Annotated in this window: 22 protein-coding genes and 1 pseudogene; 14 read left to right on the top strand and 9 right to left on the bottom strand. The window is 75.6% G+C overall.

Features of this window, described 5'->3' with window-relative positions; all coding sequences use genetic code 11:
* Positions 1 to 112: 112 nt before the first annotated feature.
* The gene (locus ACIPXB_RS12375) at positions 113 to 547 is read right to left on the bottom strand and encodes a hypothetical protein (RefSeq protein ID WP_401447993.1); all 435 of its coding nucleotides are present in this window, start codon (positions 545 to 547) and stop codon (positions 113 to 115) included.
* Positions 548 to 719: 172 nt separating this feature from the next.
* On the opposite strand from ACIPXB_RS12375, the gene ACIPXB_RS12380 reads away from it, so the two are divergent.
* A complete protein-coding gene (locus tag ACIPXB_RS12380; protein ID WP_401447994.1) occupies positions 720 to 2,168 on the top strand; it encodes a regulator in 1,449 nt (482 codons plus the stop codon).
* 551 nt (positions 2,169 to 2,719) lie between these two features.
* Here the strand turns inward: ACIPXB_RS12380 and ACIPXB_RS12385 are convergent.
* The 3 genes and pseudogenes from ACIPXB_RS12385 to ACIPXB_RS12395 all read right to left on the bottom strand — a co-directional run.
* Positions 2,720 to 3,958 (bottom strand): FAD-dependent oxidoreductase, encoded by a 1,239-nt coding sequence (locus ACIPXB_RS12385; RefSeq protein WP_401447996.1) that lies wholly within the window; start codon positions 3,956 to 3,958, stop codon positions 2,720 to 2,722.
* Between the two features lie 200 nt (positions 3,959 to 4,158).
* Complete coding sequence (locus tag ACIPXB_RS12390; protein ID WP_401447999.1) at positions 4,159 to 5,067, bottom strand: TIGR01777 family oxidoreductase; 909 nt, start codon at positions 5,065 to 5,067, stop codon at positions 4,159 to 4,161.
* 121 nt (positions 5,068 to 5,188) lie between these two features.
* Positions 5,189 to 5,542 (bottom strand): annotated as a pseudogene (locus ACIPXB_RS12395) (hypothetical protein); the annotation flags it as partial.
* Between ACIPXB_RS12395 and ACIPXB_RS12400 the strand changes: the two are divergent.
* Entirely contained in the window at positions 5,430 to 6,554 is a 1,125-nt protein-coding gene (locus ACIPXB_RS12400) for a PP2C family protein-serine/threonine phosphatase (protein ID WP_401448001.1), read from the top strand. The pseudogene ACIPXB_RS12395 and the gene ACIPXB_RS12400 overlap by 113 nt on opposite strands.
* A 63-nt stretch (positions 6,555 to 6,617) precedes the next feature.
* Here the strand turns inward: ACIPXB_RS12400 and ACIPXB_RS12405 are convergent, their stop codons facing one another.
* The gene (locus ACIPXB_RS12405) at positions 6,618 to 6,875 is read right to left on the bottom strand and encodes a hypothetical protein (protein WP_401448003.1); all 258 of its coding nucleotides are present in this window, start codon (positions 6,873 to 6,875) and stop codon (positions 6,618 to 6,620) included.
* A 142-nt stretch (positions 6,876 to 7,017) separates the two neighbouring features.
* On the opposite strand from ACIPXB_RS12405, the gene ACIPXB_RS12410 reads away from it, so the two are divergent.
* A complete protein-coding gene (locus tag ACIPXB_RS12410) occupies positions 7,018 to 7,389 on the top strand; it encodes an ArsC/Spx/MgsR family protein (protein WP_401448006.1) in 372 nt (123 codons plus the stop codon).
* Here the strand turns inward: ACIPXB_RS12410 and ACIPXB_RS12415 are convergent.
* The gene (locus ACIPXB_RS12415; RefSeq protein ID WP_401448007.1) at positions 7,313 to 8,458 is read right to left on the bottom strand and encodes an alpha/beta fold hydrolase; all 1,146 of its coding nucleotides are present in this window, start codon (positions 8,456 to 8,458) and stop codon (positions 7,313 to 7,315) included. The two genes, ACIPXB_RS12410 and ACIPXB_RS12415, sit on opposite strands and share 77 nt — an antisense overlap.
* Before the next feature lie 83 nt (positions 8,459 to 8,541).
* On the opposite strand from ACIPXB_RS12415, the gene ACIPXB_RS12420 reads away from it, so the two are divergent.
* From ACIPXB_RS12420 to ACIPXB_RS12430, 3 genes are read left to right on the top strand one after another with little or no spacing between them, the layout of a single operon-like run.
* Complete coding sequence (locus tag ACIPXB_RS12420) at positions 8,542 to 9,051, top strand: MarR family transcriptional regulator (RefSeq protein WP_401448009.1); 510 nt, start codon at positions 8,542 to 8,544, stop codon at positions 9,049 to 9,051.
* A 10-nt stretch (positions 9,052 to 9,061) separates the two neighbouring features.
* Positions 9,062 to 10,585 (top strand): PLP-dependent aminotransferase family protein, encoded by a 1,524-nt coding sequence (locus ACIPXB_RS12425; protein ID WP_401448011.1) that lies wholly within the window; start codon positions 9,062 to 9,064, stop codon positions 10,583 to 10,585.
* Between the two features lie 45 nt (positions 10,586 to 10,630).
* Positions 10,631 to 11,218, top strand: coding sequence for a hypothetical protein (locus ACIPXB_RS12430; RefSeq protein ID WP_401448013.1), 588 nt, complete (start codon positions 10,631 to 10,633; stop codon positions 11,216 to 11,218).
* Positions 11,219 to 11,421: 203 nt separating this feature from the next.
* Here ACIPXB_RS12430 and ACIPXB_RS12435 read toward each other — a convergent pair whose 3' ends face one another.
* A complete protein-coding gene (locus ACIPXB_RS12435) occupies positions 11,422 to 12,339 on the bottom strand; it encodes a Gfo/Idh/MocA family protein (protein ID WP_401448303.1) in 918 nt (305 codons plus the stop codon).
* A gap of 202 nt (positions 12,340 to 12,541) precedes the next feature.
* Here ACIPXB_RS12435 and glnII point away from each other — a divergent pair, with 202 nt between their 5' ends.
* Entirely contained in the window at positions 12,542 to 13,561 is a 1,020-nt protein-coding gene (gene glnII / locus ACIPXB_RS12440; RefSeq protein ID WP_401448015.1) for a glutamine synthetase, read from the top strand.
* A 430-nt stretch (positions 13,562 to 13,991) separates the two neighbouring features.
* Complete coding sequence (locus tag ACIPXB_RS12445; RefSeq protein ID WP_401448017.1) at positions 13,992 to 14,603, top strand: winged helix-turn-helix domain-containing protein; 612 nt, start codon at positions 13,992 to 13,994, stop codon at positions 14,601 to 14,603.
* 119 nt (positions 14,604 to 14,722) lie between these two features.
* On the opposite strand, the gene ACIPXB_RS12450 is transcribed toward ACIPXB_RS12445, so the two are convergent.
* The gene (locus ACIPXB_RS12450) at positions 14,723 to 16,252 is read right to left on the bottom strand and encodes a PepSY-associated TM helix domain-containing protein (protein ID WP_401448020.1); all 1,530 of its coding nucleotides are present in this window, start codon (positions 16,250 to 16,252) and stop codon (positions 14,723 to 14,725) included.
* Positions 16,253 to 16,314: 62 nt separating this feature from the next.
* Positions 16,315 to 17,115: a hypothetical protein gene (locus ACIPXB_RS12455; protein WP_401448023.1), complete on the bottom strand. Its 801-nt coding sequence runs from the start codon at positions 17,113 to 17,115 to the stop codon at positions 16,315 to 16,317.
* Positions 17,116 to 17,238: 123 nt separating this feature from the next.
* Here ACIPXB_RS12455 and ACIPXB_RS12460 point away from each other — a divergent pair, with 123 nt between their 5' ends.
* The 6 genes from ACIPXB_RS12460 (at position 17,239) to ACIPXB_RS12485 (ending at position 23,565) form a co-directional block, all read left to right on the top strand.
* The gene (locus ACIPXB_RS12460; protein ID WP_401448026.1) at positions 17,239 to 17,829 is read left to right on the top strand and encodes a rhomboid-like protein; all 591 of its coding nucleotides are present in this window, start codon (positions 17,239 to 17,241) and stop codon (positions 17,827 to 17,829) included.
* A gap of 24 nt (positions 17,830 to 17,853) precedes the next feature.
* Positions 17,854 to 18,654, top strand: coding sequence for a tyrosine-protein phosphatase (locus ACIPXB_RS12465; RefSeq protein ID WP_401448028.1), 801 nt, complete (start codon positions 17,854 to 17,856; stop codon positions 18,652 to 18,654).
* A 111-nt stretch (positions 18,655 to 18,765) separates the two neighbouring features.
* Complete coding sequence (locus ACIPXB_RS12470) at positions 18,766 to 20,658, top strand: hypothetical protein (RefSeq protein WP_401448306.1); 1,893 nt, start codon at positions 18,766 to 18,768, stop codon at positions 20,656 to 20,658.
* Between the two features lie 78 nt (positions 20,659 to 20,736).
* Positions 20,737 to 21,639, top strand: a complete 903-nt coding sequence (locus ACIPXB_RS12475) for a metal-dependent hydrolase (protein ID WP_401448030.1) — start codon at positions 20,737 to 20,739, stop codon at positions 21,637 to 21,639.
* The gene (locus tag ACIPXB_RS12480) at positions 21,636 to 22,739 is read left to right on the top strand and encodes a PDR/VanB family oxidoreductase (RefSeq protein ID WP_401448032.1); all 1,104 of its coding nucleotides are present in this window, start codon (positions 21,636 to 21,638) and stop codon (positions 22,737 to 22,739) included. The genes ACIPXB_RS12475 and ACIPXB_RS12480 overlap by 4 nt, the downstream gene beginning before the upstream one ends.
* Positions 22,740 to 22,803: 64 nt before the next feature.
* Positions 22,804 to 23,565: a TetR/AcrR family transcriptional regulator gene (locus ACIPXB_RS12485; RefSeq protein WP_401448033.1), complete on the top strand. Its 762-nt coding sequence runs from the start codon at positions 22,804 to 22,806 to the stop codon at positions 23,563 to 23,565.
* The last annotated feature ends 8 nt before the right edge of the window (positions 23,566 to 23,573 follow it).

The raw sequence follows: 23,573 nt of genomic DNA on the forward strand, positions 1-23,573 counted from the left end.
CCTCCTCGTTGAACCTGCTGTGTGCACATATCGCTCCAGCAAGGGTACGGCGGCGCGTCCGGGACCTGTCAGGAGGGCGACAGAAGGCCGTACGGACGCCGTCCTGACCCCGTCAGGACGCCGTACCGGGCCGTGGCGCCGGCCGCTGTCCCGGCTGCTGGCGCGTCTGTCGTCCCGGCTCCGGTCCCGTCTCCGGTCCCGTCTCCGGTTGCGTCTCCTCGGGTGGTCCCGGCGGCAGCTTGGGGAGCCGGCGGCCGCGTCGCGGCAGGTCCGGGTCCTCGTCCGCGCGCGGCAGCCGCCGGTGCCCCTCGGAGTGGTCGTTGACCCAGCCGCACACGCCGCACGCGTACCGCCCGTCCAGACCCGCGATGAGCGTGCCGCAGCGCCGGCACTCGGCCTCGGTGAGCTCGGGCGCGGGCAGCGGGGCGGTGCACTCGGCGACGACCGGTCCGGAGGCCGGTCCGCAGGCGGGCGCGGAAGCCGGTCCGGAGGCGGGTGCGGAAGGGGGCGCGGGGGCGGAATGCGGTCGGGGGGACCTGCGGGTCATGGCCGCAGCCTAGGGGGCACTGCCGTCAGCGGCCGTAAAGAGACCTCCCGGTTCTTCGCACGATCGGATGAATGTGGGGCAGAGCGGGCGGTGTGGGCGGAGTTCGCCGCTACATTCACGCCGTTCACAGGGCCGGGACCCCGGTCCGTCACGTCAGGAGACCGTGGAGCCGATGACGGAACGACCTGCCCAGCGCGTCCCCAACCGGCAGCTCGCGGCGCTGATCGCGGAAGCCGGGTTCTCCAACGCCGGGCTCGCCCGCCGTGTCGACCAGCTCGGCCTCGAACACGGTCTCGATCTGCGCTACGACAAGACCTCCGTCACCCGCTGGCTGCGCGGGCAGCAGCCGCGCGGCACCACCCCCGCACTGATCGCCGAGGTCTTCACCCGGCGCCTGGGGCGGCGGCTGTCGGCTCAGGACCTCGGCCTGGACGCCTGCGCCCCGGTCTACGCGGGCCTGGAGTTCGCGGCGACACCCGAGGAGGCCGTCGACATCGCGAGCGGGCTGTGGCGCAAGGACTCCGGTTCGCACGCGGAACTGCGCAAGATCGCGTTCACGCCCGCCGGGCTGGTGGTGCCCAGCCGCGACTGGCTGATCGGCCGCGCCGACGAACGGGTCGGCCGCGGCACCGACCCGGCCGCCGCCGCCCGGGTGCCGGCGCAGGGCCGCGGGTCGGTGCCGCGCCAGCGGCAGATCGACCGGGGGCCGGGGCAGCGGGTGACGGGCGGGGACATCGCGGCACTGCGGTCGGTGGGCGAGCTGTTCCGCACGCTCGACCAGGCGTACGGCGGCGGCCACGCCCGCCAGGCCCTGGTGCGCTACCTGGAGCACGAGGCCGAGCCGATGCTGCGCGGCACGTACGGGGAGACCACCGGGCGCCGGCTGTTCGCGGCCGCCGCGGACCTGACCCGGCTCGCGGGCTGGACCTCGTACGACATCGCGGCGCACGGGCTGGCCCAGCGGTACTTCGTGCAGGCGCTGCGGCTGGCGCAGGCGGCGGGCGACCGGCCGTACGGCTCGTACGTGCTCGTGACGATGAGCCGCCAGGCGGTCTACCTGGGGCACGGCCGGGAGGCGGTCCAGCTGGCACGGGTGGCCCAGCAGGGCGTGGGCTCGGGGCCGCCACCGGTGATGCAGGCGCTGCTGCACGCGGCGGAGGCGCGGGGGCACGCGGTCCTGGGCGAGGTACGGGCGGCCACGGCGTCGCTGGTCCGGGCCGAGCGGGCGCTGGGCGCGGCGCGGCCGGGGGACGACGTGCCGTACTGGGCGCGGTTCTTCGACGAGGCGCAGCTGGCGGACGAGTTCGGGCACAGCCACCGGGACCTCCAGCAGTACCGGGCGGCGGCGCAGCACGCGGAACGCTCGCTGCAGCTGCGCGCGCCGGCCTACGCCCGGTCCCGGCTGTTCTGCCGGGTCGTCCTGGCGACGGCGCGGCTGGGGCTGGGGGAACTGGACCAGGCGTGTGCGCTGGGGGCGGAGGCGGCGCAGCAGGCGATGGAGATGCGGTCGGTGCGGGCGGTGGAGTACGTGCGGGATTTCGAGCGGCGGCTCGAGCCTTATCGTGACGCGGCGGCCGTGCGGACGTATCGGGACCGGGTGGCGGCGCTGTCGTTCCCCTGACGGGCGTCGGGGCTTCGCCCCCCCACTCCCCCGCGCCTCAAACGCCGGCGGGGCTAAATGGGATGCCCGGCGGCGCTGGAAGGGCGCGCGGTGGGACTGAACGGTTGCCCGGTGGGGCCGGTTTCGGGGGCTCCGCCCCCGGACCCCCCCGCGCCTCAAACGCCGGCGAGGCTGAATTGGTGCCCGGCGGCGCTGGAATGGGCCGCGGGGCTGGGATGCCGCGCAGCGGCATTTCCAGCCCGCGCGGCGTTTGAGCGCACGGGCGCGAAGCGCACGTACTGGGGGCCGGGGGCGCAGCCCCCGATCTTTGAGCCCCGCCGACCACTGAGGCGCACCCATCCAGCCCCGCCGGCGATTGAGGCGCCGGGCCCGGGGCGGAGCCCCGATCCTTGAGCCCCGCCGACCACCGAGGCGCACCCATCCAGCCCCGTCGGCGATTGAGGCGCGGGGCCCGGGGCGGGGCCCCGATCCTTGAGCCCCGCCGGCGATTGAGGCGCGGGGCCTGGGACGGAGTATGGGGGGCAGCGCGCCGTCCGCCCGGCCCCGTGCGTCTACGCCGCCGCCGGCACCAGGGGCGGTGCCGCCGGGAGGGGGATGCCGAAGTCGCGCAGGACGGCCGACGTGGCCCGCCGGGCCGACTGCAGTGCGCCCTGGACCGTGTTCGTGTCCCGGTGGTCCCCGCACACGTACAGCCCCGACAGCACCCGCACCGGCCGCCGCAGGTCGTGCGGCGGCGGCATCGCCGGGACCGCCTCCGGCGTGTGGTGCACCGCCAGGACCTCCCAGTCACGGGTGGACGTCTCGTACAGCCGCGCCAGCCGCGAGGCCACCGTCCGCAGCGCCGGCGGCGGGCCCAGCACCGTCGTGGTGACCAGCGACCGCCCGGCCGGCGCCCGCGTCGGGTCGACCGCGCTCATGACCGCCGTGTGGGCCACCGGCCACCGCGCGTCGCCGTCCAGCAGCAGCGAGCCGTCCGACGGCAGGCCGCCCGGCACCGCGTGGTGGATCGCGGTGACCTCGTGGAACCGCGGCACCCGCAGCCCCGGCAGCAGGTCCGCCGCCGCCCGCGCGCCGGTGGCCAGCAGGACCGAACGGCAGCCGAAGTCGCCGTGTTCCTCGGTCGTCACCAGGTTCGTGGCCACCGAGCGGACCCTCACACCGGTACGGATCGTGCCGGGCGGAAGGCTCGCCCCCAGCAGCTCGGGCAGGGCCGACGCCCCGCCCTCGGGCACGGCCAGCCTCCCCCGCGCGAACCCGCGCAGCGCGAGGTCGGCGACCCGGCTCGACGTGCCGAGCTCGGCGTCGCAGAGCAAGGTGGCCAGCAGGGGCCGCAGTGCCCCCGCGCCCCGCGAGCGCAGCGCGGCGGCCGCCGTGCGCTCCGGGCGGGCCAGGACCCGCTCCACCGGCAGCGCCGCCAGCCGGCCCAGCATCGCGCTGAGCCGGGCCTGCTCCAGCGAGCCGCTGGCCAGCGCGCGGGCCGGGGTGAGCGTGCCCACCCGCAGTACTTTGCCCTCGGTGTGCACCCGCACGCCGGGCGCGAACGGCCGGAGCACCAGGTCGCCCAGACCGGGCGTCAGGTCGAGCTCCGGGTACGAGGTGCTGAGCAGCTGACCGATCCGGTCCAACCGGAATCCGTCGGTCAGCTCGGTGGCCATCCGCCCGCCCGGGCCGTCCGCGGCCTCCAGCACGATGACGCTGACCCCCGCTGCGATCAGGTGGTGCGCTGCCGCGAGTCCCGAGACTCCGGCTCCGACAATGACGACGTCCGCATGGTGTGCGCTGCTGAGCACGTGCCCCTCCCCGAGGTCGGCGCGGCTATGTCACGTCCTCCTTCCCCCAACAGGCCTGAGGAGAACCCAAGTCCGCTGCGGTATTCCGCACAACTTCGGTCGTGCTCCCGTCGTTTCACGGTCACGTCATGGTCGCGTTCCGGTCGTGCTCCGGTCCTGTCCCGACGGTAGCCCGGCCGTAGCCCGGCCGTAGCGCGGTCTCAGTCCTCCGCCGTCAGCGCCGCCCGCAGGGCCTGCTCGATCAGCGGGTGGCGGAACACGAATCCGGACTCCAGCAACCGGACCGGCCGGGCCCGCTGGCTGCCCAGCACGTCCTGCGCCATCTCCCCGAGCACGATCCGCAGGGCCGCCGCCGGTACGGGCAGCAGCGTCGGCCGGTGCAGCACCCGCCCCATCGCCGCCGTGATCTCCCGGTTGGTCAGCGGCTCCGGCGCGGTCAGGTTCACCGGCCCGGCCAGCGCGGGCGTGTCGATGAGGTGCCGCAGGGCCGCGACCTCGTCGTGCAGCGAGATGAACGGCCAGTACTGGCGGCCGTCGCCCATCCGCCCGCCGATGCCCGCCCGGAAGACGGGGAAGAGCCTGCCCCACGCGCCGCCCTTGCCCGCGACCACCAGCCCGGTCCGCGCGAAGACGGTCCGGACGCCCGCCGCGTGGGCGGGGGCCGCGGCCGCCTCCCACTCCACGCACACCGAGGGCAGGAAGCCCTCGCCGGCCGGGGAGTCCTCGTCCAGCACCCGGTCGCCCTGGTCGCCGTAGTAGCCGACGGCCGACCCGCTGACCAGCACCCGCGGCGGCTCGGCGAGCGAGGCGACCGCGCGCGCCAGCGCCGCCGTGCCCAGGACCCGGCTGTCGCGGATCTCCTTCTTGTACGCCGCACTCCACCGGCGGTCGCCGACCCCGGCCCCGGCCAGGTGGACGACGGCCGCGCAGCCCTCCAGGCCGGCTGGGTCGACGTACCCGCGCGGCGGGTCCCACGCCGCCTCGTCGGGGGCGGCGGGCGGGCGGCGCACCAGTCGCACCACCTCGTGTCCGTCCGCGCGCAGGGAGCGTACGAGCGCCTTGCCGATGAGCCCGGTCGAGCCGGTGACCGCGATCCGCATGCCCCTCATCCTGCCCGGTCAGCCCGCCCCGATCCACGTACCGACCGCGTCGGTGACCGGGACCCGCTGGGCGCTGGGAACTGACGGAGACGTACTCGCCGGCCGCCATGGACAGCGCACCGGCGAGCAGCCCGGCCACGCCCGCCGCCACGACGACCAGGCCGGCGGTGGAGATGATCCCGTCGTCGGCGCCGGGCACGTCGGCGCGCAGCCAGTTCAGCCGGGTGCTGATCGCGGCACTCCGGCCACCGGTCTCGGGATCGGGATGGGGGTCGGGGTCGGGGTCGGGTCCGGGGCCGGGCCGGGGCCGGGGGCCACCCGAGGAGGTGGTCCGGGGTGCGCGGGTCCGGCCCGGGCACCAGGGTGGAAGGGTGAGACGCCGACGCCAGGACCCGGGCTGGTTGCAGGGGGCGCCGCCGCCGCCCTGGGCCCGGATCGCGCCCGTGGTGGCTCTGGTGGTGCTGGTGCTCGCGCAACGGGCCACGCCCGGCACCGTGGAACTGGGCTTCTTCCTGGCCGGCCTGCCCCCGGTGGCGGCCTTCGCCTACGGTCCGCGCGGCACGGCGGTGTTCGCCGGGATCGTGCTGGTCCTGCTGGGCATCCCCCGGCTGGGGGTGGGACACGCACGGGGCGCGGATCTGGCGACGGTGGCGGCGGTCGGCCTGCTCAGCGTGGTCATCGCGTGGGTACGCCAGCGCCGGGACGCCCAGCTGGTCAGCGTACGGACGGTGGCGGAGGCCGCGCAGCTGGCGGTGCTGCCGCCGTTGCCGGAACGGGTGGGGCGGCTGGGCTGCGCGGGGCTCTACCGGGCGGCACAGCGCGGCACGCTGGTCGGCGGCGACCTGTACGACGTACGGGCGGGGCCCTACGGCGTGCGCGCGGTGGTCGGGGACGTGCAGGGCCACGGCCTGGCGGCGGTGGGGACGGTGGCCGGCCTGCTCGGGGCGTTCCGGGAGGGGGTGCTGGACGACCCGGAGCTGGCGGGGGTGGCGGCGCGGCTGGACCGGCGGCTGGTGGCGGACTCGGCGGCGGTGGAGCACGCGGAGCTGTTCGCGACGGCGGTCCTGCTGGAGTTCCCGCCCGGCCTGGAACTCGTCCGGATCCTCTCGTACGGCCATCCGCCGCCCCTGCTGATGCGGGGCTTCACGGTGGCCGAGACGACGGTGGAGCCGGGGCCTCCGCTGGGCCTGGGACTGGCCGGGGCGGCGGCCGCGCCGGGCGTCGCCGGCATGCCGCTGCTGCCCGGCGACCGACTGCTCGCGTACACGGACGGGGTCTCGGAGGCGCGGGACGGGGGAGGGGCCTTCTACCCCCTGGCGACGCGGGTCCCGGTCCTGGCGACGAACCCGGCGGGGCTGCCGCGGGCGGTGTGGGAGGACCTGGTGGCCTTCACGGGCGGCGGGCCGCGGGACGACGTGGCGCTGCTGCTCCTGTCCGTACCGGTGCGGGCGGTCCCGGAGCGGGAGAAGGGGACGGGGACGGGGACGGGGACGTGAGCGTGCCTGACGCGGGCTCCCGGGGGCGGTTCTCCCCCGGGGGCCCTTCGGGCGCCGGCTCGGTCAGTGGTGTGCCTCGTGGATCAGCGTGCGGACCATCCGGCAGGTGACGTTGGACGGACGGTGGATGCCGGTGCGGGCGGCCATCGTCCGGATCTTGCGGTTGGTGGCGCGTGCGGCGTCGTACGTACCGGAGTCGAGCAGCGATATCGCCAGCCGCATGGCCTTCAGACGGCGGTTGTGGCTTTCGTACCACTCCCGGGGCAGACCCGCGGGCAGCGGCTTCTTCTTCGGCGGGTCAATGATCGCGGCAGCGGCCATCCACAGCCTCCCAAAGGGTAGTTGGCGGTCCGTCGGTTCCTGTCGTGCTGTCTTCGATTTTACCGGGGACCACTGACAAAAGCCCCTGGCCAGACGCCATCGGGACGGTTCCGGCGCAGGCGTGTCGGTAGGCTTCCCGGCCATGGAGATCTGGATCAATCCCGCCTGTTCGAAGTGCCGCAGCGCGCTGACCCTGCTGGACGCGGAAGGCGCCGAGTACACCGTCCGCCGCTACCTGGAGGACGTCCCCTCGGAGGCCGAGATCCGGGAGGTCCTGGGCCGTCTGGGCCTGGAGCCGTGGGACATCACGCGCACCTCGGACCCGCTGGCCCGGGAGACCGGTGTACGGGACCTGCCGCGCGAGGGGACGGAGGCGGCCCGCGCCCGGTGGATCGCCCACCTCGCCGCGCACCCGAAGCTGATCCAGCGCCCGATCATCACGGCCGAGGACGGGACGGCGGTGGTGGCCCGTTCGGAGGAGGCGGTGCGGGAAGCGCTGTCCCGGAAGGCGTAGCGCCGGGCCGCAGCCGCGCGGTGATCGCGGCGGCCCCCGCCAGCGGCAGCGCGTGGTGCCCGACCCCGGGCAGGACGCCGACCACGGCCCCGGGGAGCGCGGCGGCGGCCGCCGCCGCGACCCGGTCCGCGCGGTGGCAGCGGGCCCGCCCGGCGAACAGCGCGAGCACGGGCAGGGCGGGGCCGGCGCCCGGGCCGAGGCCGGCGCCCGGGCCGAGGCCGGCGCCCGGGCCGAGGCCGGCGCCCGGGCCGAGGCCGGCGCCGTGGGCGTACGGATCGCGCAGCCGGCCGATGGCGGGCCGGGGCCCGGAGACCGGGCGCACGGCGGGGAACCCGGCGGTCGCCTCCTGCAGCCGCAGCCAGGCGGCCCCGATCCCGTCGACGGTGATTGCAACCGGAACCGGAACCGGCCCGTCCGTCGGCCGCGAGGTTCCCGGCCCGGACTCCCACGGGACGGACTCCCACGGGCTCGGCTCCCCTCTGCCCGACTCCCCCTTGCCCGACTCCCAGGCAAGGAAGGAGCGGATCCGCTCCGGCGTGGGCCGGGCCAGCATGGGCAGGGCCCGCAGCAGGTAGCCCGGGCGGAACCCGGCGAACACCTGGGTCGGGTCGAGCAGCACCAGCCGGCTCAGTCGCCCGGGCGCGTGGACGGCGTAGTGGGCGGCGATCCAGGCCCCGTACGAATGGCCGACGAGTTCGACCGGCCCGTCCCCGAGCCCGTCGAGTACGGCGTCCAGCCAGCGCATGAGGTCGGCCACCGTCCGCGTCCGGACCCCGTCGGCGGGCACGCTGAGCCCCGGGTCCCCGACCAGGTCCACGGCGTACACCCGGCGCCCCCGCCCGAGACCGGCGGCGAGGCAGCCGCCCCACACGGTGGAGGTGGCCCCGCCCCCGGGCAGCAGCACCAGCGGCGGCGGCCCTCCTTCTTCCCCTTCCCCTCGCCCTCCCCCTCCCCCTCCCCCGGTGCTGTTGATGTGGGTGAGGCCGTAGGGGGTGGGGAGGTCCAGGGCGTCGACGGGTCCGGGCCAGTGGTCGAGCACGGCGTCGTACGCGTCACGGAAAGCCGTCATCGGTGCCATGGAGCCGATTCCAATCCCTCGATGGACGATAATATCGCTCAGCGAGAGATTATGACGGACGGAGCCGAGACGCCATGCACGAGGGACCCCAGAACCCGGACCGCCGGGACGCCGGCCACGACCCCCACGACCCCCGCGAAGAACTGGTGCACCTCCTGCGCGCCGTGACCGTCGAGTTCGGTCTGCGGCAGGGCGAGTTCGCCGCCCGCAACGGCATGCACCCCACCGACGTCCGGGCCCTGATCTGCCTCCTGGACGCCGCCCGCGCCGGCGAACCCGCCACGGCGGGCCTGCTCGGCACCCGGCTCGCCCTCAACTCGGCGGGCACCACGGCCGTCATCGACCGGCTGGAACGCCTGGGCCACGTGGCCCGCGTACGCGACGCCGCCGACCGCCGCCGGGTGCTGCTCCGGGTCACCCCGGCGGCCATGGACCTGGGCCGGTCCTTCTTCGGCCCCTTCATCGACGCCCTCCTGACCCTCACCGACACCTTCGACCCGGCCGAACGGGCCACGGTCCACCGCTTCCTGACGGGGGCCCGGGACGCCTTCGGCGCCGACGGCCCGCGCCCGCCCGCGCCTTAGGCTTCGCCCCATGACCGCGGCCGACGACACCCCCGCGCCCCCGCCACCGCCACCGCCCCCGCCCGTCACCGGAACCGGCACCGGAGCCGGAACCAGCGGCAGCGACCTGCACCTCGACCTCCCCGCGCACGGCGCCCGCCGCACCGTGCTCGCGCAGGCCCTGCGCGACGCCGTACGCAGCGGCCGGCTGGCGGGCGGGACCCGGCTGCCGCCCTACCGGACGCTGGCCGCCGACCTCGGCATGGCGCGGGGCGCGGTCGCCGACGCGTACGCCGAACTGGTCGCCGAGGGCTGGTTCACGGCCCGCCAGGGCTCGGGCACCCGGGTCGCCGAGGGGGTCGCGGCCGGCGCCCCGGCCGCGCCCGGACCGCCGGACCCCCGGGCCGCCTCCCCGCACTTCGACCTGGTCCAGGGCAAACCCGACCCGTCCGCCTTCCCCCGCGCCGCCTGGTCCACCAGCGCCCGGCGGGCCCTGGCGGCGGCGCCGGCCGAGGCCTTCGGCCCCGGCGACCCGCAGGGGCGGCCGGAGCTGCGCCGGGCGCTGGCCGGGTACCTGACCCGCGCGCGCGGCGTCCGTACCGACGCCGACCACATCGTGATCGTCGCCGGCTTCGCGGGCGCCCTGCGGCTGCTGGCCGCCGGCCGCCCGCGCGACTGGGCGTGCGAGGCGTACGGACTGCCCTTCCACCACGGGCTCCTCGCCTCGGCGGGCGTGCGCGCGCACGCCGTACCCGTCGACGACGACGGCGCCCGCACGGACCTGCTCCCCGGCCGGGCCCGCACCGCGCTGCTCACTCCGGCCCACCAGTTCCCGACGGGCGGGCCGCTGCTGCCGTCGCGCCGCACGGCGGCGGTGGAGTGGGCGCGCGCCACGGGCGGTCTGATCGTCGAGGACGACTACGACGGCGAGTTCCGCTACGACCGCAAACCGGTCGGCGCCCTCCAGGGCCTGGCCCCGGACCACGTCGTCTACGGGGGTTCGCTCAGCAAGTCCCTCTCCCCCGCGATCCGGCTGGGCTGGCTCGTCGTGCCGGACGCGCTGCTCGATCCGCTGCTGGCGGCCAAGGGTGTGCGCGAGCCGTGGTCCAGCTCCCTCGAACAGCTCACCCTGGCCGACTTCCTGGACTCCGGCGGGTACGACCGCCACGTACGCCGCATGCGCGCCCGCTACCGCGCGCGCCGCGACACCCTGACCGCCGCCCTCTCCCGGGCGGTCCCGCGCCTCCCGGTGACCGGCATCGCGGCGGGCCTCCACGCGGTCCTGACGCTGCCCCCGGGCACGGAACGCGCCACCCTCGCGGCGGCGGACGCGGCCGGGCTGGCCCTGGACCCCCTCTCGGCGTACCACCACCCCGCGGCCGCGGGCCCGCCCCGCGAAGGCCTGGTGATCGGCTTCGCGGCCCTCCCCGACCACGCGTTCGCGCGGGCGGTGGGGGCGTTGACCGGCGTCCTGGAGGACCTGGGCTTCGGCGGACGCACGGGGGACCTGCCCCCGGCCCCGGCCTTCACGTCGTTCCGGCGGGCGCCCTCGTAGGGTGGACCGCGGAACAACACGGATGAATGCCGCATAAGGAACCCCATGTCCCACCAGCCCACGACCCCGGCTCCGGCCACGACCCCGGCTCCGGCCACCACCGCGCCGACCCCGCCGACCCCGCCCGCCCCGGCCCCGGCCACCACGCCCGCGCCTCGGCGCGGCGCCGACTGGATGTTCGGCGGGGTCTACGGGACCGTGCTGGCCAGTGGCCTGCTGGCGGCCCTCGACCAGGCGGGCGAGGAGTACACCCCGTTCCACGACGCCAGCTGGGTGCTGGTGACGGCGGGCGCCGCCGGGCTGGCGCACGGGTACTCGCACCACATGACCGTCCAGCACGTGGGGTCCGCCCGGTACCGGTGGCGGGTACTGGGGCGGGCCCTGTGGAACGAGTGGCCGATGATCGCGGCCACCCTGCCCACCGTGCTGCTGCTGGTCCTGGCGGGGTTCGCGCGGTGGGACGCGCCCAGCGTGACCGCCGTGGGACTGGGCCTGAACACCGCGCTGCTGTTCGCGTGGGGTTCCTTCGTGGCACTGCGCGTCGGCCGCCGGCTGACCTCGGCGCTCGCGATCGGCGTGGCGGACGCCACGATCGGGCTGGTCATCATCGTGGCGAACGCCGTCATCAAGTGACCGGGTCGGGCGGCTCCTTCCGGGACGGGCCGTTCCTTCCGCGAGGTAGGGCCCCTTCCAGGACCGGCGGCCCCTTCCCCGAGGTGCGGCCCCTTCCGGGACGGACGGCCCTTCCCGGACGGACGGCCCTTCCGGGACGGGTGGCCCGCCCCGGAAGGGGCGGGGCCGGGGCCTCCGCCGCCCGTCCGCTACCCGCCCGTCCGCTACGCCTCCAGCCGTTCCTCCGCCTCCGCCAGGATCTCCGTCAGCCGCGCCCCGAACGCCGCGTCCCGCGGGTCCGGGACGCCCGTACGGGCCGCTGTCAGCAGGGCGTCGACCGCGCGGCCGTAGGCGCCCGGGACGTCGCTCCAGTTCGGGAGCGAGAAGACGCCCTCGGCGCCGCGCAGTTCCAGCCCCACCCCGGCCGCCGCCTGCGGCGCGCTCAGGCTGAGGACGGCCGTGCTCGCCGCGCCCGAGGCGTGCCGCAGTGCCAGCTGGACCACGTCGCCCGGGCCGCGGGCGGCGGTCACCCCGACCACGTCGCCCAGGACCGGGATCAGGACCGACAGGGCGTGCGGACCCACGTCCCACAGGCCGCCCTTGTCCCGCCGCCACGGTGAGTCGGCGTACGCGCTGGGCGCGCCGTCGGGCGGGAAGACGGCGCCGAGCCAGTGGGCGGCGGCCGTGAACCAGCCGGAACGCCCGGACTGTTCCCGGACCCAGCCGGCGGCCGGTTCGGCGAAGCGGAGGGTGAGGAAGACGACCGAGGCGACGCCATGGCGCCGTACCGCGTCGGCGACGGCGCGGGCGCCCTCCGGTGTCGTCGCGACCGGTTTGTCGAGCAGCAGGTGGCAGCCGGCCGCGGCCGCGCGCACGGCGAGCGGGGCCTGGACGTCCGGCGGCAGGGCGAACGCCACGGCGTCACAGTCCGCGAACAGCGCGTCGGGGTCTTCGTACACCTTCACGCCGTACGCGGCGGCCAGCTCGGCCGCGGCCTCGGGCCTGCGGCCCCAGACGCCGACGAAGTCGGAGCCTGCGTGCGCGGCGAGGGCGGGGGCGTGGGTGCGGTGGGCCCAGGGGCCGGTGCCGAGCAGTCCGATGCGGGGACGGGGGCCGGCGGCGGGACCGTTCGAGGACGTCAAATCGTACGAAATGCTCACGTGCTCAGTCTGCCCCACCGGGACGGGCGCACCTCCACCAACCCGCACGAGCCGCCCGACCTGCGGCTGAAACCCCGGTAACACGGGGTTCACACACGGGCAACGGAAGAGAAATCGCGAGCGGGCACGCTGCGGACATCACCGCAGCGAACCGCAGCACCCGCAGAGTCTGAGGATGGGGCCCGTGACCTTCAAGGCTGAGTACATCTGGATCGACGGCACCGAGCCGACGGCGAAGCTTCGCTCCAAGACGAAGATCCTCGACGACGGCGCCGAGCTGCCGGTCTGGGGCTTCGACGGGTCGAGCACCAACCAGGCCGAGGGCCACGCCTCCGACCGCGTGCTGCAGCCGGTGTTCTCCTGCCCGGACCCGATCCGCGGCGGCGACAACGTCCTCGTGCTGTGCGAGGTCCTGAACATCGACATGACCCCGCACGAGTCGAACACCCGCGCCCTGCTGCGCCCGGTCGCCGAGAAGTTCGCCGCGCAGGAGCCGATCTTCGGCATCGAGCAGGAGTACACCTTCTTCGACGGCATCCGGCCGCTCGGCTTCCCGGTGGGCGGCTTCCCCGCGGCCCAGGGCGGCTACTACTGCGGCGTCGGCTCGGACGAGATCTTCGGCCGCGAGATCGTCGAGAAGCACCTGGACCACTGCCTCGCCGCCGGTCTGGGCATCTCGGGCATCAACGCCGAGGTCATGCCGGGCCAGTGGGAGTTCCAGGTGGGCCCGCTGGCCCCGCTGGAGGTCGCGGACCAGCTGTGGATCGCGCGCTGGCTGCTCTACCGCACGGCCGAGGACTTCAACGTCTCCGCCACCCTCAACCCGAAGCCGGTCAAGGGCGACTGGAACGGCGCGGGCGCGCACACCAACTTCTCCACCAAGGCGATGCGCGAGGACTACCGCGCGATCGTCGCCGCGTGCGAGGCGCTGGGCGAGGGCAGCAAGCCGCTGGACCACGTGAAGAACTACGGCGCGGGCATCGACGAGCGTCTGACGGGTCTGCACGAGACCGCCCCGTGGAACGAGTTCAGCTACGGCGTCTCCGACCGCGGCGCCTCGGTGCGCATCCCGTGGCAGGTGGAGAAGGACGGCAAGGGCTACATCGAGGACCGCCGCCCGAACGCGAACGTCGACCCGTACGTCGTCACCCGCCTCATCGTGGACACCTGCTGCACCGGCCTGGACAAGGCCGGCCTGGTCTGACGCCGGTCCGTTCGCCCTGCGGACGCCGCACTCCGTGCTCCACCGACGCCCGTCGCGCTGCCGCAGCGCGACGGGCGTCGGCTTGTCGGGTCTTACCGATTGTCGGGTCCTACTGATTGTTTTACTGACGGAATTTGAGATTCCGCTCCAGCAGGTGAGATGCCGCCTGCCCCGCGCCTTCGGCATCTGCTTGAATGGGCGCATGGCCAGCCATTCGCACACCTCGACCGGTCGCAGCGACCTCGAGCCGTTCTGGCCCTCCCGTCAGGATCACGATTTCGACCGGGTGTGTTGCCGCGCGAAGAACGCGCCGGCCCTCTAAAGCCTTCCGGAACGCTCCACCAGTCCTTCCCGAAGGCCTTCGGTCTGCGCGGCACGACGACCGACCGACGTCTCCTGCCGACTCTCCGCGTGAAAGAGCTGACCACTCATGGCGAACACCCGTTCCATCACCTCTGCCGCGACCGCTGCGACCGCGACCGCCCCGCTCCCCTTCCCGCCCCATCACGGACCGCGCCATCGGCTGCGGGCCGTGGACCGCGACGAGGCGGCGCGCGTGGTGGACCTCCTGCCGCCCGGCGCCACCTGGCTCCCGGCCCCCCAGCACACCGTGCCCGCGCTCCCGGGCCAGCCGCCGATGATCGGCTACCTGGTCCTCGTACCCGCCGACCAGCCGCCGCTGGTGGCGCCGACGGCGCAGCCCCAGCCCCTCGCCCCGCAGGCGGCGGCCGGCCTCCGGCCCGCCACCGGCTCCGCCGACGACGCGCTCGTACGCATCGACGCGGCGCGGCGCACCGCCGAGGTGGACGGCCGGGTCCTGGACCTGACGTACCTGGAGTTCGAGCTGCTGGCCCACCTGGTGGCGCACCCGCACCGGGTGCACAGCCGGGACCAGCTGGTGACCACCGTCTGGGGCTACGGCCACGTCGGCGACGGCCGCACGGTGGACGTCCACATCGCCCGCCTGCGCCGCAAGCTGGGCGCCGCCCACCGGGGTGCGATCCGGACCGTGCGCCGGGTGGGCTACAAGTACGCGCCCTGAGCGCCGCGGGCGCCCCGCACACACGACGGGCCCGTGCTCCGAGGAGGGAGCACGGGCCCGTCGGCCGTCAGCGGCCGGAGGTGATCAGTCGTCAGCCGTCAGTCGTCAGCCGTCAGCGGTCACGCCGCGGCCGCCCGCCGCCGGCCCACGAAGCCGGCCACCGCGTCGACGACCAGGAACGCCAGCAGGCTGATCCCCAGCATCGGGATGAACCACCCGACCACGGCCACCACCGCGGCCAGCGGCAGCAGGGCCGTGACCGGCAGCTTCCGCCACGCGCCGCGCGGCTGCGGCCGCCCGAAGGACAGCGCCCGGTCCTTCGTCGGCCGGCGCAGCCACCACATCCGGTAGCCCCAGAAGACGAGGGCCATGACGGCGACCGCGAGCAGCGCGAGCGCGAGCTGGTTGACCAGCCCGAAGGTCGTGCCCATGTGGAGGTCGATGCCGAAGCGGGTGAGCTTGGCCAGGACCGGGTACTCCGCGAACGGCAGCTCGTCCATGACCCGGCCGTCGGCCGGGTCGACGGCGACGGCGTCCAGGTTGACCGGAACCGTGCGGTCCTTCTCCTTGATGACGTAGCCCTTGCCCGGCACGGGCAACGTCACCTGGAGGCTCTCGGTGACCCCGGCGGCGCGGGCGGCCTCGACCGCCCTGTCGATGCCGACGTCGGCCTTCGCCGGCATGTCCGGCATCGTCTCGCCGGGGCCCATGGTGTGGCTCGCGTGCTCGTCGCCGCCGGCCTCCGCGCCGGCGCCGCCCTGGAGGGAGGCGGAGACGGACGGGGTGGCGCCGCCGAGGCCGTCCTGCACCCGGCCGATGTTCTCACCGGCGTACTTCGACCAGGTCAGACCGGTCGCGGAGAGCACGACGAGACCGGCCACGGCCCAGAGGCCGACGGTGCCGTGCCAGGACAGCGTCCTGCGCCGCCCGGTCGCCTTGCGGTCGGGGACGACGAGCTGCGCGCGCCGGGTGCGGCGGCGGCCTATCCACAGGGCGAGCCCGCCCAGGGCGACCACCCACAGCCAGCTGGCGGCCAGCTCGCTGTAGTTGCGGCCGAACTCGCCGAGCTGGAGGGAGCTGTGGAACTCGCTCAGCCAGGCCCGCAGCGGGAGCGCGTCGCCGACGGTGGTCAGCTGGCCGCGCACGTGGGCGGTGTAGGGGTCGACGAAGACGGTGAGGGTCTCACCCTCCTCGGCGGACGGGCTCTCCATGATCACGCGGGTGGTGGCGTCCGCCTCGGGCGCCGGCCACACGGAGAGGACCTTGCCCTCCGGGGCGGCGATCCGCGCGGCGTCGACCTGCGCGCTCAGCGGCAGGGCGCTCTGGCCGACGGTGTCCACGGTCAGTTCGTCCGCATAGATGATCTTCTCGGCCTGGAAGGACAGGGCGTACAGGAGCCCGGTGGTGGCGGCCACGAAGAGCAGCGGGGCGATGAGCAGTCCCGCGTAGAAGTGCAGGCGTAGCAGCAGCGGGCGCAGCGCGGCCCAGGTGCCGCCTCCGCGCCGCGGCGCGGAGCCGCCGGCACCTCCACCGGCGTCGGTGCCGGTGTCCGCGCCCCTATCGGTTCCGGTGTCGGTGTCGGTGTCTCTGGTGACGGTGTCGCTGGTGGCGGTCCCGGCGCGGGTGTCCGGGACGTCGTCGATGGCCATGGTGGTCCTCGGTGTTGGCGAAGGCAGGGGAAAACAGCCCCCAGGACTCGCCGGTTCGCCGGTCAGGCGCAGGCAGGACGGCCGGGGGCCGTGGCTCGGACGGACACCGGGCCGGGCGGGCCCCGCCGTACGACGGCGTAGGCGTGCACCGCGCCGCGCAGGGCGCGCGGGGGTGCGCAGGACCACCGGCCGGACGGCAGCGGCCGCTCGGGCACCGGCAGGTGCGGCCGTACGAGGGCCACCACGACCCGGGCCCCGAGCGCGCGCAGCGCGCGGGCGAGCCGGAAGACGGCGTCCTCGCCCCGGGCGAGCCAGATCCCGCAGATCAGCGCGGCCAGGAGGTGCGCGGCGAGCATCCCGGCGCCACCGGTCCCGGCCATCGCGGCCAGATCCGCCAGGCCGGCCGGGCCGGCCGTGTCCGTCACCCCGCCCGCGCCCGCCATCCCGCCCACGTCGGCCATCGCGCCTGCGTGGGCCATCGCGCCCGCGTGGGCCATCCCGCCCACGTCGGCCATCGCGGCCGGGTCCGCCGGCGACGGGACTCCCCCGGACGGGTGCGCGTGGTGGTGGCCGGGCGGCATCCCCCGTACCCCGCCCGGGGCCGGCGCGTGGCCGCTCCCGGCGAAGACGAGGTGCAGCGCGCCCTGGACGGCGAGCAGCGCGGCCGAGATGGACACCGGACCGCGCTGGCGGCCGGCCGCGAGCCACGCCAGGGCGCCCGTCAGCCCGAAGGCGGCGAGCAGCCCGGTGGCGGGGATGTCGTGGCCGGCCGTGTACGCGTGCCCGGCCCCGCCCAGAGCGGTGCACAGAGCCGCGAACACCGCGGCGCGTGCGACGCGCATCGGCGCGGGTTCGGTAGTCATGTTCCGGCCATGTTCCCATCCCGGTCCACCGCCCCCGAAAGCGGCCCCATCAGGTTTCCCGACGGGCGACGCCGGGGGTGACCCGGCTGTCCGTGGCCGGAAGCCGTGCCCGATCATGAACGGGTGAAGCCATTGCTACTGGCCCCCCTCTACACCGGAGGTGTGCAGCTCGGGGCGTACGTGCTGGAGCGGATGGGGGACGGCAGGCGGGAGCAGGTGCTGCGCGCCTGGTCGACGAATGTCGACAATCTCGCGGCCGGGCGCTGGGAGACGCTGGCCGGCAGCGCCCTCGTCGTCGAGGAGCCGATGCCGCTGCCGTACGCGCTGCTGCTGCTCGCCGTGCTCGGGTACGCCGAGTACGCGTACGGCGTGTGGTGGACCGCCGGGGTCTTCCTGCTCGGCCACACCGCGGCCACGCTGCTGGTCTACGGGGCGCTGCGCGCCGGGCGGCCCGCGGCCGAGACCCGGTGGGCGGTGGACGTGGGCACCAGCTACGGGTTCAACGCGGTGCTGGGCGCCCTGACCTCGGCGCTGCCGCGCGGGCCCGTGCGGGCCGCGGCCCGGGGCGGGCTGCTGGCGCTGGCCGCATGGCCGGTGGTGCGGCGCGGGCGGACGTTCACGGACGCCGGGCACCTGGTGGCACTGGGGATAGGGGTCGGGCTGTCGATGGTCGTCGATTACCTTTCCCCGGCAAATCGTCAGAAAATCGCATAGACCGTTACCAGAGGAGCCACCACGATGACCGCCACCGCCACCCCGTCCACCACCGTCGCCAACCTCCGCGACCTCGGAGGCACCGTGCTGGCCGACGGCCGCACCGTGCGCCGGGGGCTGGTGCTGCGGTCCGGCCAGCTCGACCGGCTCGACCTCGGCGCCGACCCGGCGGTGGCCGCCCTGGGGCTGCGGACGATCATCGACTTCCGTACCGACGGCGAGCGCGCGGCCCACCCCGACCGGGTGCCGGACGGGGCCCGCGCGCTGGTGCGCGACGTCCTGGCCGACAAGATGAACGCGAGCCGGGTACCGGTCGCCACCCAGCTCAAGGACCTGCTGTCCGACCCGGTGACGGCGGAGCGGGAGCTCGGCGGCGGGCGGGTGCAGGCGCTGTTCACCGAGACGTATCGTTCCTTCGTCCACTCCGCCTCCGGCCGGGCCGCCTACCGCACGCTGCTCACCGAGCTCGCCGCGCCCGACGCCGGTCCGCTGCTCTTCCACTGCACGGCCGGCAAGGACCGCACCGGCTGGGGCGCGACCGTCGTCCTGGCCCTGCTCGGCGCGGACGAGAAGACCCTGATGGCCGAGTACCTGTCGGTGAACCCGGCGGTGCGGCAGGCCTACGCCCCGATGATCGAGGGCTTCACGGCCGCCGGCGGCAACCCGGACATCGCGCTGGCGCTGATCGGTGTGTTCCCGGAGTACCTGGAGGCGGCCCTGGACGAGGTCGCGACGCGGTACGGCTCGATGGAGACGTACGTGCGCGAGGGGCTCGGAGTCGCGGACGGGACCGTCGACGCGCTGCGGGCCCGCCTGATCGCCTGACGCCCGCCCGATCGCCTGACGCCCGTCCGCCCCGTCACCCGGCTCCGCGTACCGCCGGTTCGCCCGAACGCGTGACCCGGGGGCGGGTGACCGTCCGGCGGTTCGCTCGTTCTGCTGAACGTGACTGCTCCGGATACCGCCACCCGCCCCCTCGACGTCGAACAGGCCGAGGCGGCGATCGTCGAGCACTACCCCCGGCTGGTGCGGATCGCCTATCTGGTGCTGCCGCCCGCCCTGGGCCGCAACCGCCGCGTGCTCACCGCCCACGCACTGGTCCAGCGCGCCCTGCCGCGCGGCCGCGAGGCCGGGCCGCAGGGCCGGGTGCCGACGCAGCGCGGCAGCGCGGCCGATCCCGGGTACGCGTACGTCCGGCTGCGCGTCCTGCGCAGCGCGCTGCAGGCCGGGCTGCCGCTGACCTTCCGGTCCCTGCCGCGGCGCGCGCAACTGCCGCCGGGGCTCCCCCAGGTGTGGGGGCTGCGGCTGTTCCCGCGCGCCGGCGGGGCCGAGGAGCTGGCCCTGGACCAGTGGCTGACCACCCTCGACGGCCCCGGCCGGGCCGCGTGCGTGCTGCGCGCGCTGGAGCAGCTGCCCGAGGCCGAGGTGGTCCGGGTGCTGGCCGAGGCCGGCGTCGCCGATCCGGCGGCCGCGGTCGCGGAGTCGGGGGATCCCGCCAACGACGTGCTCTTCACCTCCCCCGAGTTCGACCCGTGCGTGCTCCAGGCCCGGCCCACCGATCTGCTGCGCCGCCGCCGGCACGTGCGGGCCGCGCTCGCCGCCGGGGCGGCGCTGCTGGTGTGCGGGGCGCTGCTCGCGCTGCCCGGCGGCGGCTGGGGCGCCGACGGGGCGGCCGCGCCGCCGTACGCGCGCAACGCCGCCGCCGAGCAGGCCCTGGACCCCGGGCAGCTGACCCGGGTCGCGCCCGCCGCCTGGCGGACGTCCACCCGTACCGACTTCTCCGTCTGGCCCGCGCGCGGGGACCGGGTCGGCGACGCCGCGCTGCTGCGGCGGGCGCTGGCCGTCTGGGCGCGGCCCGGGCCGACGGTGGTCGTCTCGGCGACCCCGGGGACCCAGTCCGGCCCGCCGATGGGACCGCCGCAGCTGCTGTTCGCGGGCGCGGTCGACCAGGCGGTGGTCGTGCTGCTGTACGACGGCCTGCGCGTGGCGCGGTACGCCGAGCCGGTCTCCGGCACGGCGGGCGCGGCCCTGGACTTCGCCCGGACCGACGGGGCCTCGGCCGACACCGCCAACGCCCTGGTCGTCAGCCGGGTGGACGGCAACGTGCGGTACCTGACGGCGCCGTGGGTGACGGCGGCGGCCGTACGGGACCTGGTCAAGCCCGGCGAGGAGGCGGTCCCGCTGAAACTGACGCCGGAGGGGATCACCGCGCCGGCGCCGAGCCCGCCGTCGGCCGGGGCGTGCACCACCTGGAACGCGATGGAGCTGAAGTCCGCGTCCGGGACCCGGCTGGTGACCGACCTGGGCGAGCTGACCCCGGTCCGGCTCACGTCGGGCACGCCGGGCACGGAGGCGGAACCGGCGCTCGCCGACTGGTCGAAGTCGGCGTGCCTGCTGGCCTCGGTGCGCTCGCACGGCGTCCGCAGCGTGAACCTGTGGGCGTACGCGAAGCAGCCGCTGCCGGAGGGCAAGGGGTCGGCGGCCTGGCTGTGTTCGCGGGCGGAGACCTGGCGGGGCGCCGCGGAGCGGGTGCAGGGCCAGTTCCTGGCGCCGGGTGCGCCGGCGGCGGCGCAGACGGCGACCGCGGAGGGCTCACCGGCGTGCGGGGTACGGGAACCGCGGGCGCTGGCGGGCGTGCTGTGGAAGGCGCCGGCCGGGCAGTGGTACGTCCTGGCCGCTGGCAGCGCGCAGTTCACGTCGCTGTCGGTGACGGGTGGCGCGACCGGCTCCGCGACCGGCAACCGGCTGGCCGTGAAGGCCAAGGAGGGCGCGCAGGCCGAGCTGTCGGGGACGCTCCAGGACGGCACGAAGGCGGGCGTCCTGCGGTAGCCGGTCACCGGTGGCCGGGCGGGAAACCTTGGTGCACGGGGGTGTTGCGGCACGCGTACCCATCAGTACATTGACGCCATGTCTAATACGCCGCTCGCCCCCGTCTCCGTCCCCGTGGCGTCCGCACCCGTCGAACTCCGGCCCCGGAACGTGGCGTTCTCCTGGCAGGACACCCCGCTCCACTGGCTGCCGGGCGACCCGTTCGCCACCCACACCATCAACGTGCTGCACCTGCTGCTGCCCGCGGGCGAGCGGTGGTTCGTGCACGTGTACAAGCAGGTGCTGCCGTACATCGAGGACGAGCGGCTGCGGGCGGACGTGATCGGCTTCATCGGCCAGGAGGCCATGCACGCGGCCGCGCACGACGACGTGCTCCCCCACCTCAAGGCCCTCGGTCTCGACCCGACCCCGTACACGGCACAGGTCGACTGGCTCTTCGAGAAGCTGCTGGGCGACCGCACGCTGCCGCCCGGCCGGGCGAGCCGCTGGTGGCTCATGGAGCGGGTGGCGCTGATCGCGGCGATCGAGCACTACACGGCGTTCCTCGGCGACTGGGTGCTCAACGCGGACGAGCTGGACCGGCGCGGCGCCGACCCGATGATGCTCGATCTGCTGCGCTGGCACGGCGCGGAGGAGGTCGAACACCGCTCGGTGGCCTTCGACCTCTTCATGCACGTGGACGGCGGCTACCGGCGGCGCGCCCGCACCTGGGCGACGGCCTTCACCGCGCTGGTGTTCCTCTGGCAGCGCGGCGCCCGCTTCTTCATGGAGAACGACCCGACGCTGAAGGACGGCAGGGCGTCGGTGGGCCAGTTCCTGCGGGCGGGCCGGCAGGGCACCCTGCCCTCGGCCCCGGCGATGCTGCGCTCGATCCCCACCTACCTCTCGCGTACGTACCACCCCTCGCAGGAGGGCTGCACCGCGCAGGCGGTGGCGTACCTGGCGACCTCCCCCGGCGCGAACGGCGGTACGGCCCGATGACCCCGCCCCCGATACCCCCGCGCCCGCCGGTCCCGCGCCCGCTCGCGGTCGCCGCCGTGGCCGGGACGGCCTGGCTGGCCCGGCGCGCCCTGCGGCGGCGGATCCGCCGCTCGCCCCTGTGGCCGCTGCCCGCCCTGGAGACCCCGATATCCGGGTACTCGCCGCGCCGCCGGCTGCGCGCGCTGATCGTCTCGCGCACCGAGCCCGCCGAGGGCGTGGTCCAGCTCACCCTGGAGGCGGGCGACCTGCCGCCCTGGACGCCGGGCGCGCACGTCGACGTGGTGCTGCCGTCGGGACTGACCCGGCAGTACTCGCTGTGCGGGGACCCGGCCCGGACGGGTACGTACACCATCGCCGTGCGCCGGATCGAGGACGGCCGCGGCGGTTCCCGCGAGGTCCACGAGCAGCTGGTGGAGGGCGCCGAGCTGGAACTGCGCCCGCCGCGCAACCGCTTCGAGCTGGTCCCGGCCGCCTCCTACGTCTTCGTCGCGGGCGGGATCGGCATCACCCCCGTCCTGCCGATGCTGCGCGCGGCCACGGCCGCCGGCGCCGACTGGACCCTGCTCTACGGCGGCCGTTCGCGCGCCTCGATGCCCTTCCTCCCCGAACTCGCGGCGTACGGCGACCGCGTCGGCGTCCTGCCGCAGGACGAGGTGGGGCTGCCGGACCTGGCGCCGCTGGCCGCGCTGGCCCCGGACACCCTGGTCTACGCCTGCGGCCCGGAGCCGCTGATGAGCGCGGTCACGGCGGCGGTCGCCCCGGGCGTCGCCGTGCACCTGGAACGCTTCGCGCCGGCCGGGAGCGGGGCCGGCGGCGGGGCCGGAGCCACCGCCGAGGACCGGCCGTTCACCGTCCGGCTGGCGCGTTCCGGGCGCACGGTCGAGGTCCCGGCGGACCGCACCGCGCTGGCCGCGATCCGCGAAGAGCTGCCCGCCACCCCGTACTCCTGCGAGCAGGGCTTCTGCGGCACCTGCCGACACCGGGTGCTGGCGGGCGAGGTGGACCACCGCGACACCCTCCTCACCGACGCCGAACGCACGGACTCGATGCTGCTGTGCGTCTCCCGCGCCCGCGGCGAGGAGCTGGTCATAGACCTCTGACCGGCCCGCGGGCGGGGCGGATTGGGCGGGCGGTGCGGATGGCCGTACGAAGTAGGGTGTCCGCATGACAACCGGGGTACGACGCAGGATGGGTGTCGAGGAGCGGCGGCAGCAGCTGATCGGTGTGGCGCTGGAGCTGTTCAGCCACCGGTCGCCCGACGATGTGTCGATCGACGAGATCGCGGCCGCGGCCGGGATATCGCGGCCGCTGGTCTACCACTACTTCCCGGGCAAGCTCAGCCTCTACGAGGCGGCGCTGCGACGGGCGGCCGACGAGCTGGCGCTGCGGTTCGTCGAGCCGCACGAGGGCCCGCTGGGGGCCCGCCTGCTGCGGGTCATGGGGCGGTACTTCGCGTTCGTCGACGACCACGGGCCGGGGTTCTCGGCGCTGATGCGCGGCGGGCCCGCGGCCGGGTCCAGCCGGACCAACGCCATGATCGACGAGGTCCGGCAGGCCGCGTACGAGCAGATCCTGGCGCACCTGAGGGTGGAGGGGACGCCGCCCGCCCGGCTGGAGCTGGTGGTGCGGTCGTGGGTGTCGCTGGCCGAGTCCACCGCGCTGATCTGGCTGGAGGGCAAGCGGATCCCGCGCGCCGAGCTGGAGTTGCAGCTGGTGCACGACTTCGCGGCGCTGGCCGCCGTCAGTGCCGCGTACGACGCGGAGATGGCCTCGATCCTGGTGCGGATGCTCTCCGACGAACCGGCGGACGGGCCGTTCGGCGAGCTGGTCGCGCGGCTGGCGGCCCTCGCGCCCGCGTCCGGGTCCGCGTCCGGGTCCGCGTCCGCCTCCGCCTCCGCCTCCGGGTCCGGATCGGACGGCGCGTGATAATGCCC

The organism is Streptomyces sp. NPDC090022 (assembly GCF_044748145.1).
GTDB lineage: Bacteria > Actinomycetota > Actinomycetes > Streptomycetales > Streptomycetaceae > Streptomyces.

Coding starts and splice junctions, on each gene's coding strand:
- ACIPXB_RS12375 (WP_401447993.1), bottom strand. CDS start 547: ATGACCCGCAGGTCCCCCCGACCGCATTCCGCCCCCGCGCCCCCTTCC.
- ACIPXB_RS12380 (WP_401447994.1), top strand. CDS start 720: ATGACGGAACGACCTGCCCAGCGCGTCCCCAACCGGCAGCTCGCGGCG.
- ACIPXB_RS12390 (WP_401447999.1), bottom strand. CDS start 5,067: ATGAGGGGCATGCGGATCGCGGTCACCGGCTCGACCGGGCTCATCGGC.
- ACIPXB_RS12405 (WP_401448003.1), bottom strand. CDS start 6,875: ATGGCCGCTGCCGCGATCATTGACCCGCCGAAGAAGAAGCCGCTGCCC.
- ACIPXB_RS12410 (WP_401448006.1), top strand. CDS start 7,018: ATGGAGATCTGGATCAATCCCGCCTGTTCGAAGTGCCGCAGCGCGCTG.
- ACIPXB_RS12415 (WP_401448007.1), bottom strand. CDS start 8,458: ATGACGGCTTTCCGTGACGCGTACGACGCCGTGCTCGACCACTGGCCC.
- ACIPXB_RS12420 (WP_401448009.1), top strand. CDS start 8,542: ATGCACGAGGGACCCCAGAACCCGGACCGCCGGGACGCCGGCCACGAC.
- ACIPXB_RS12425 (WP_401448011.1), top strand. CDS start 9,062: ATGACCGCGGCCGACGACACCCCCGCGCCCCCGCCACCGCCACCGCCC.
- ACIPXB_RS12430 (WP_401448013.1), top strand. CDS start 10,631: ATGTCCCACCAGCCCACGACCCCGGCTCCGGCCACGACCCCGGCTCCG.
- ACIPXB_RS12445 (WP_401448017.1), top strand. CDS start 13,992: ATGGCGAACACCCGTTCCATCACCTCTGCCGCGACCGCTGCGACCGCG.
- ACIPXB_RS12450 (WP_401448020.1), bottom strand. CDS start 16,252: ATGGCCATCGACGACGTCCCGGACACCCGCGCCGGGACCGCCACCAGC.
- ACIPXB_RS12455 (WP_401448023.1), bottom strand. CDS start 17,115: ATGACTACCGAACCCGCGCCGATGCGCGTCGCACGCGCCGCGGTGTTC.
- ACIPXB_RS12465 (WP_401448028.1), top strand. CDS start 17,854: ATGACCGCCACCGCCACCCCGTCCACCACCGTCGCCAACCTCCGCGAC.
- ACIPXB_RS12475 (WP_401448030.1), top strand. CDS start 20,737: ATGTCTAATACGCCGCTCGCCCCCGTCTCCGTCCCCGTGGCGTCCGCA.
- ACIPXB_RS12480 (WP_401448032.1), top strand. CDS start 21,636: ATGACCCCGCCCCCGATACCCCCGCGCCCGCCGGTCCCGCGCCCGCTC.
- ACIPXB_RS12485 (WP_401448033.1), top strand. CDS start 22,804: ATGACAACCGGGGTACGACGCAGGATGGGTGTCGAGGAGCGGCGGCAG.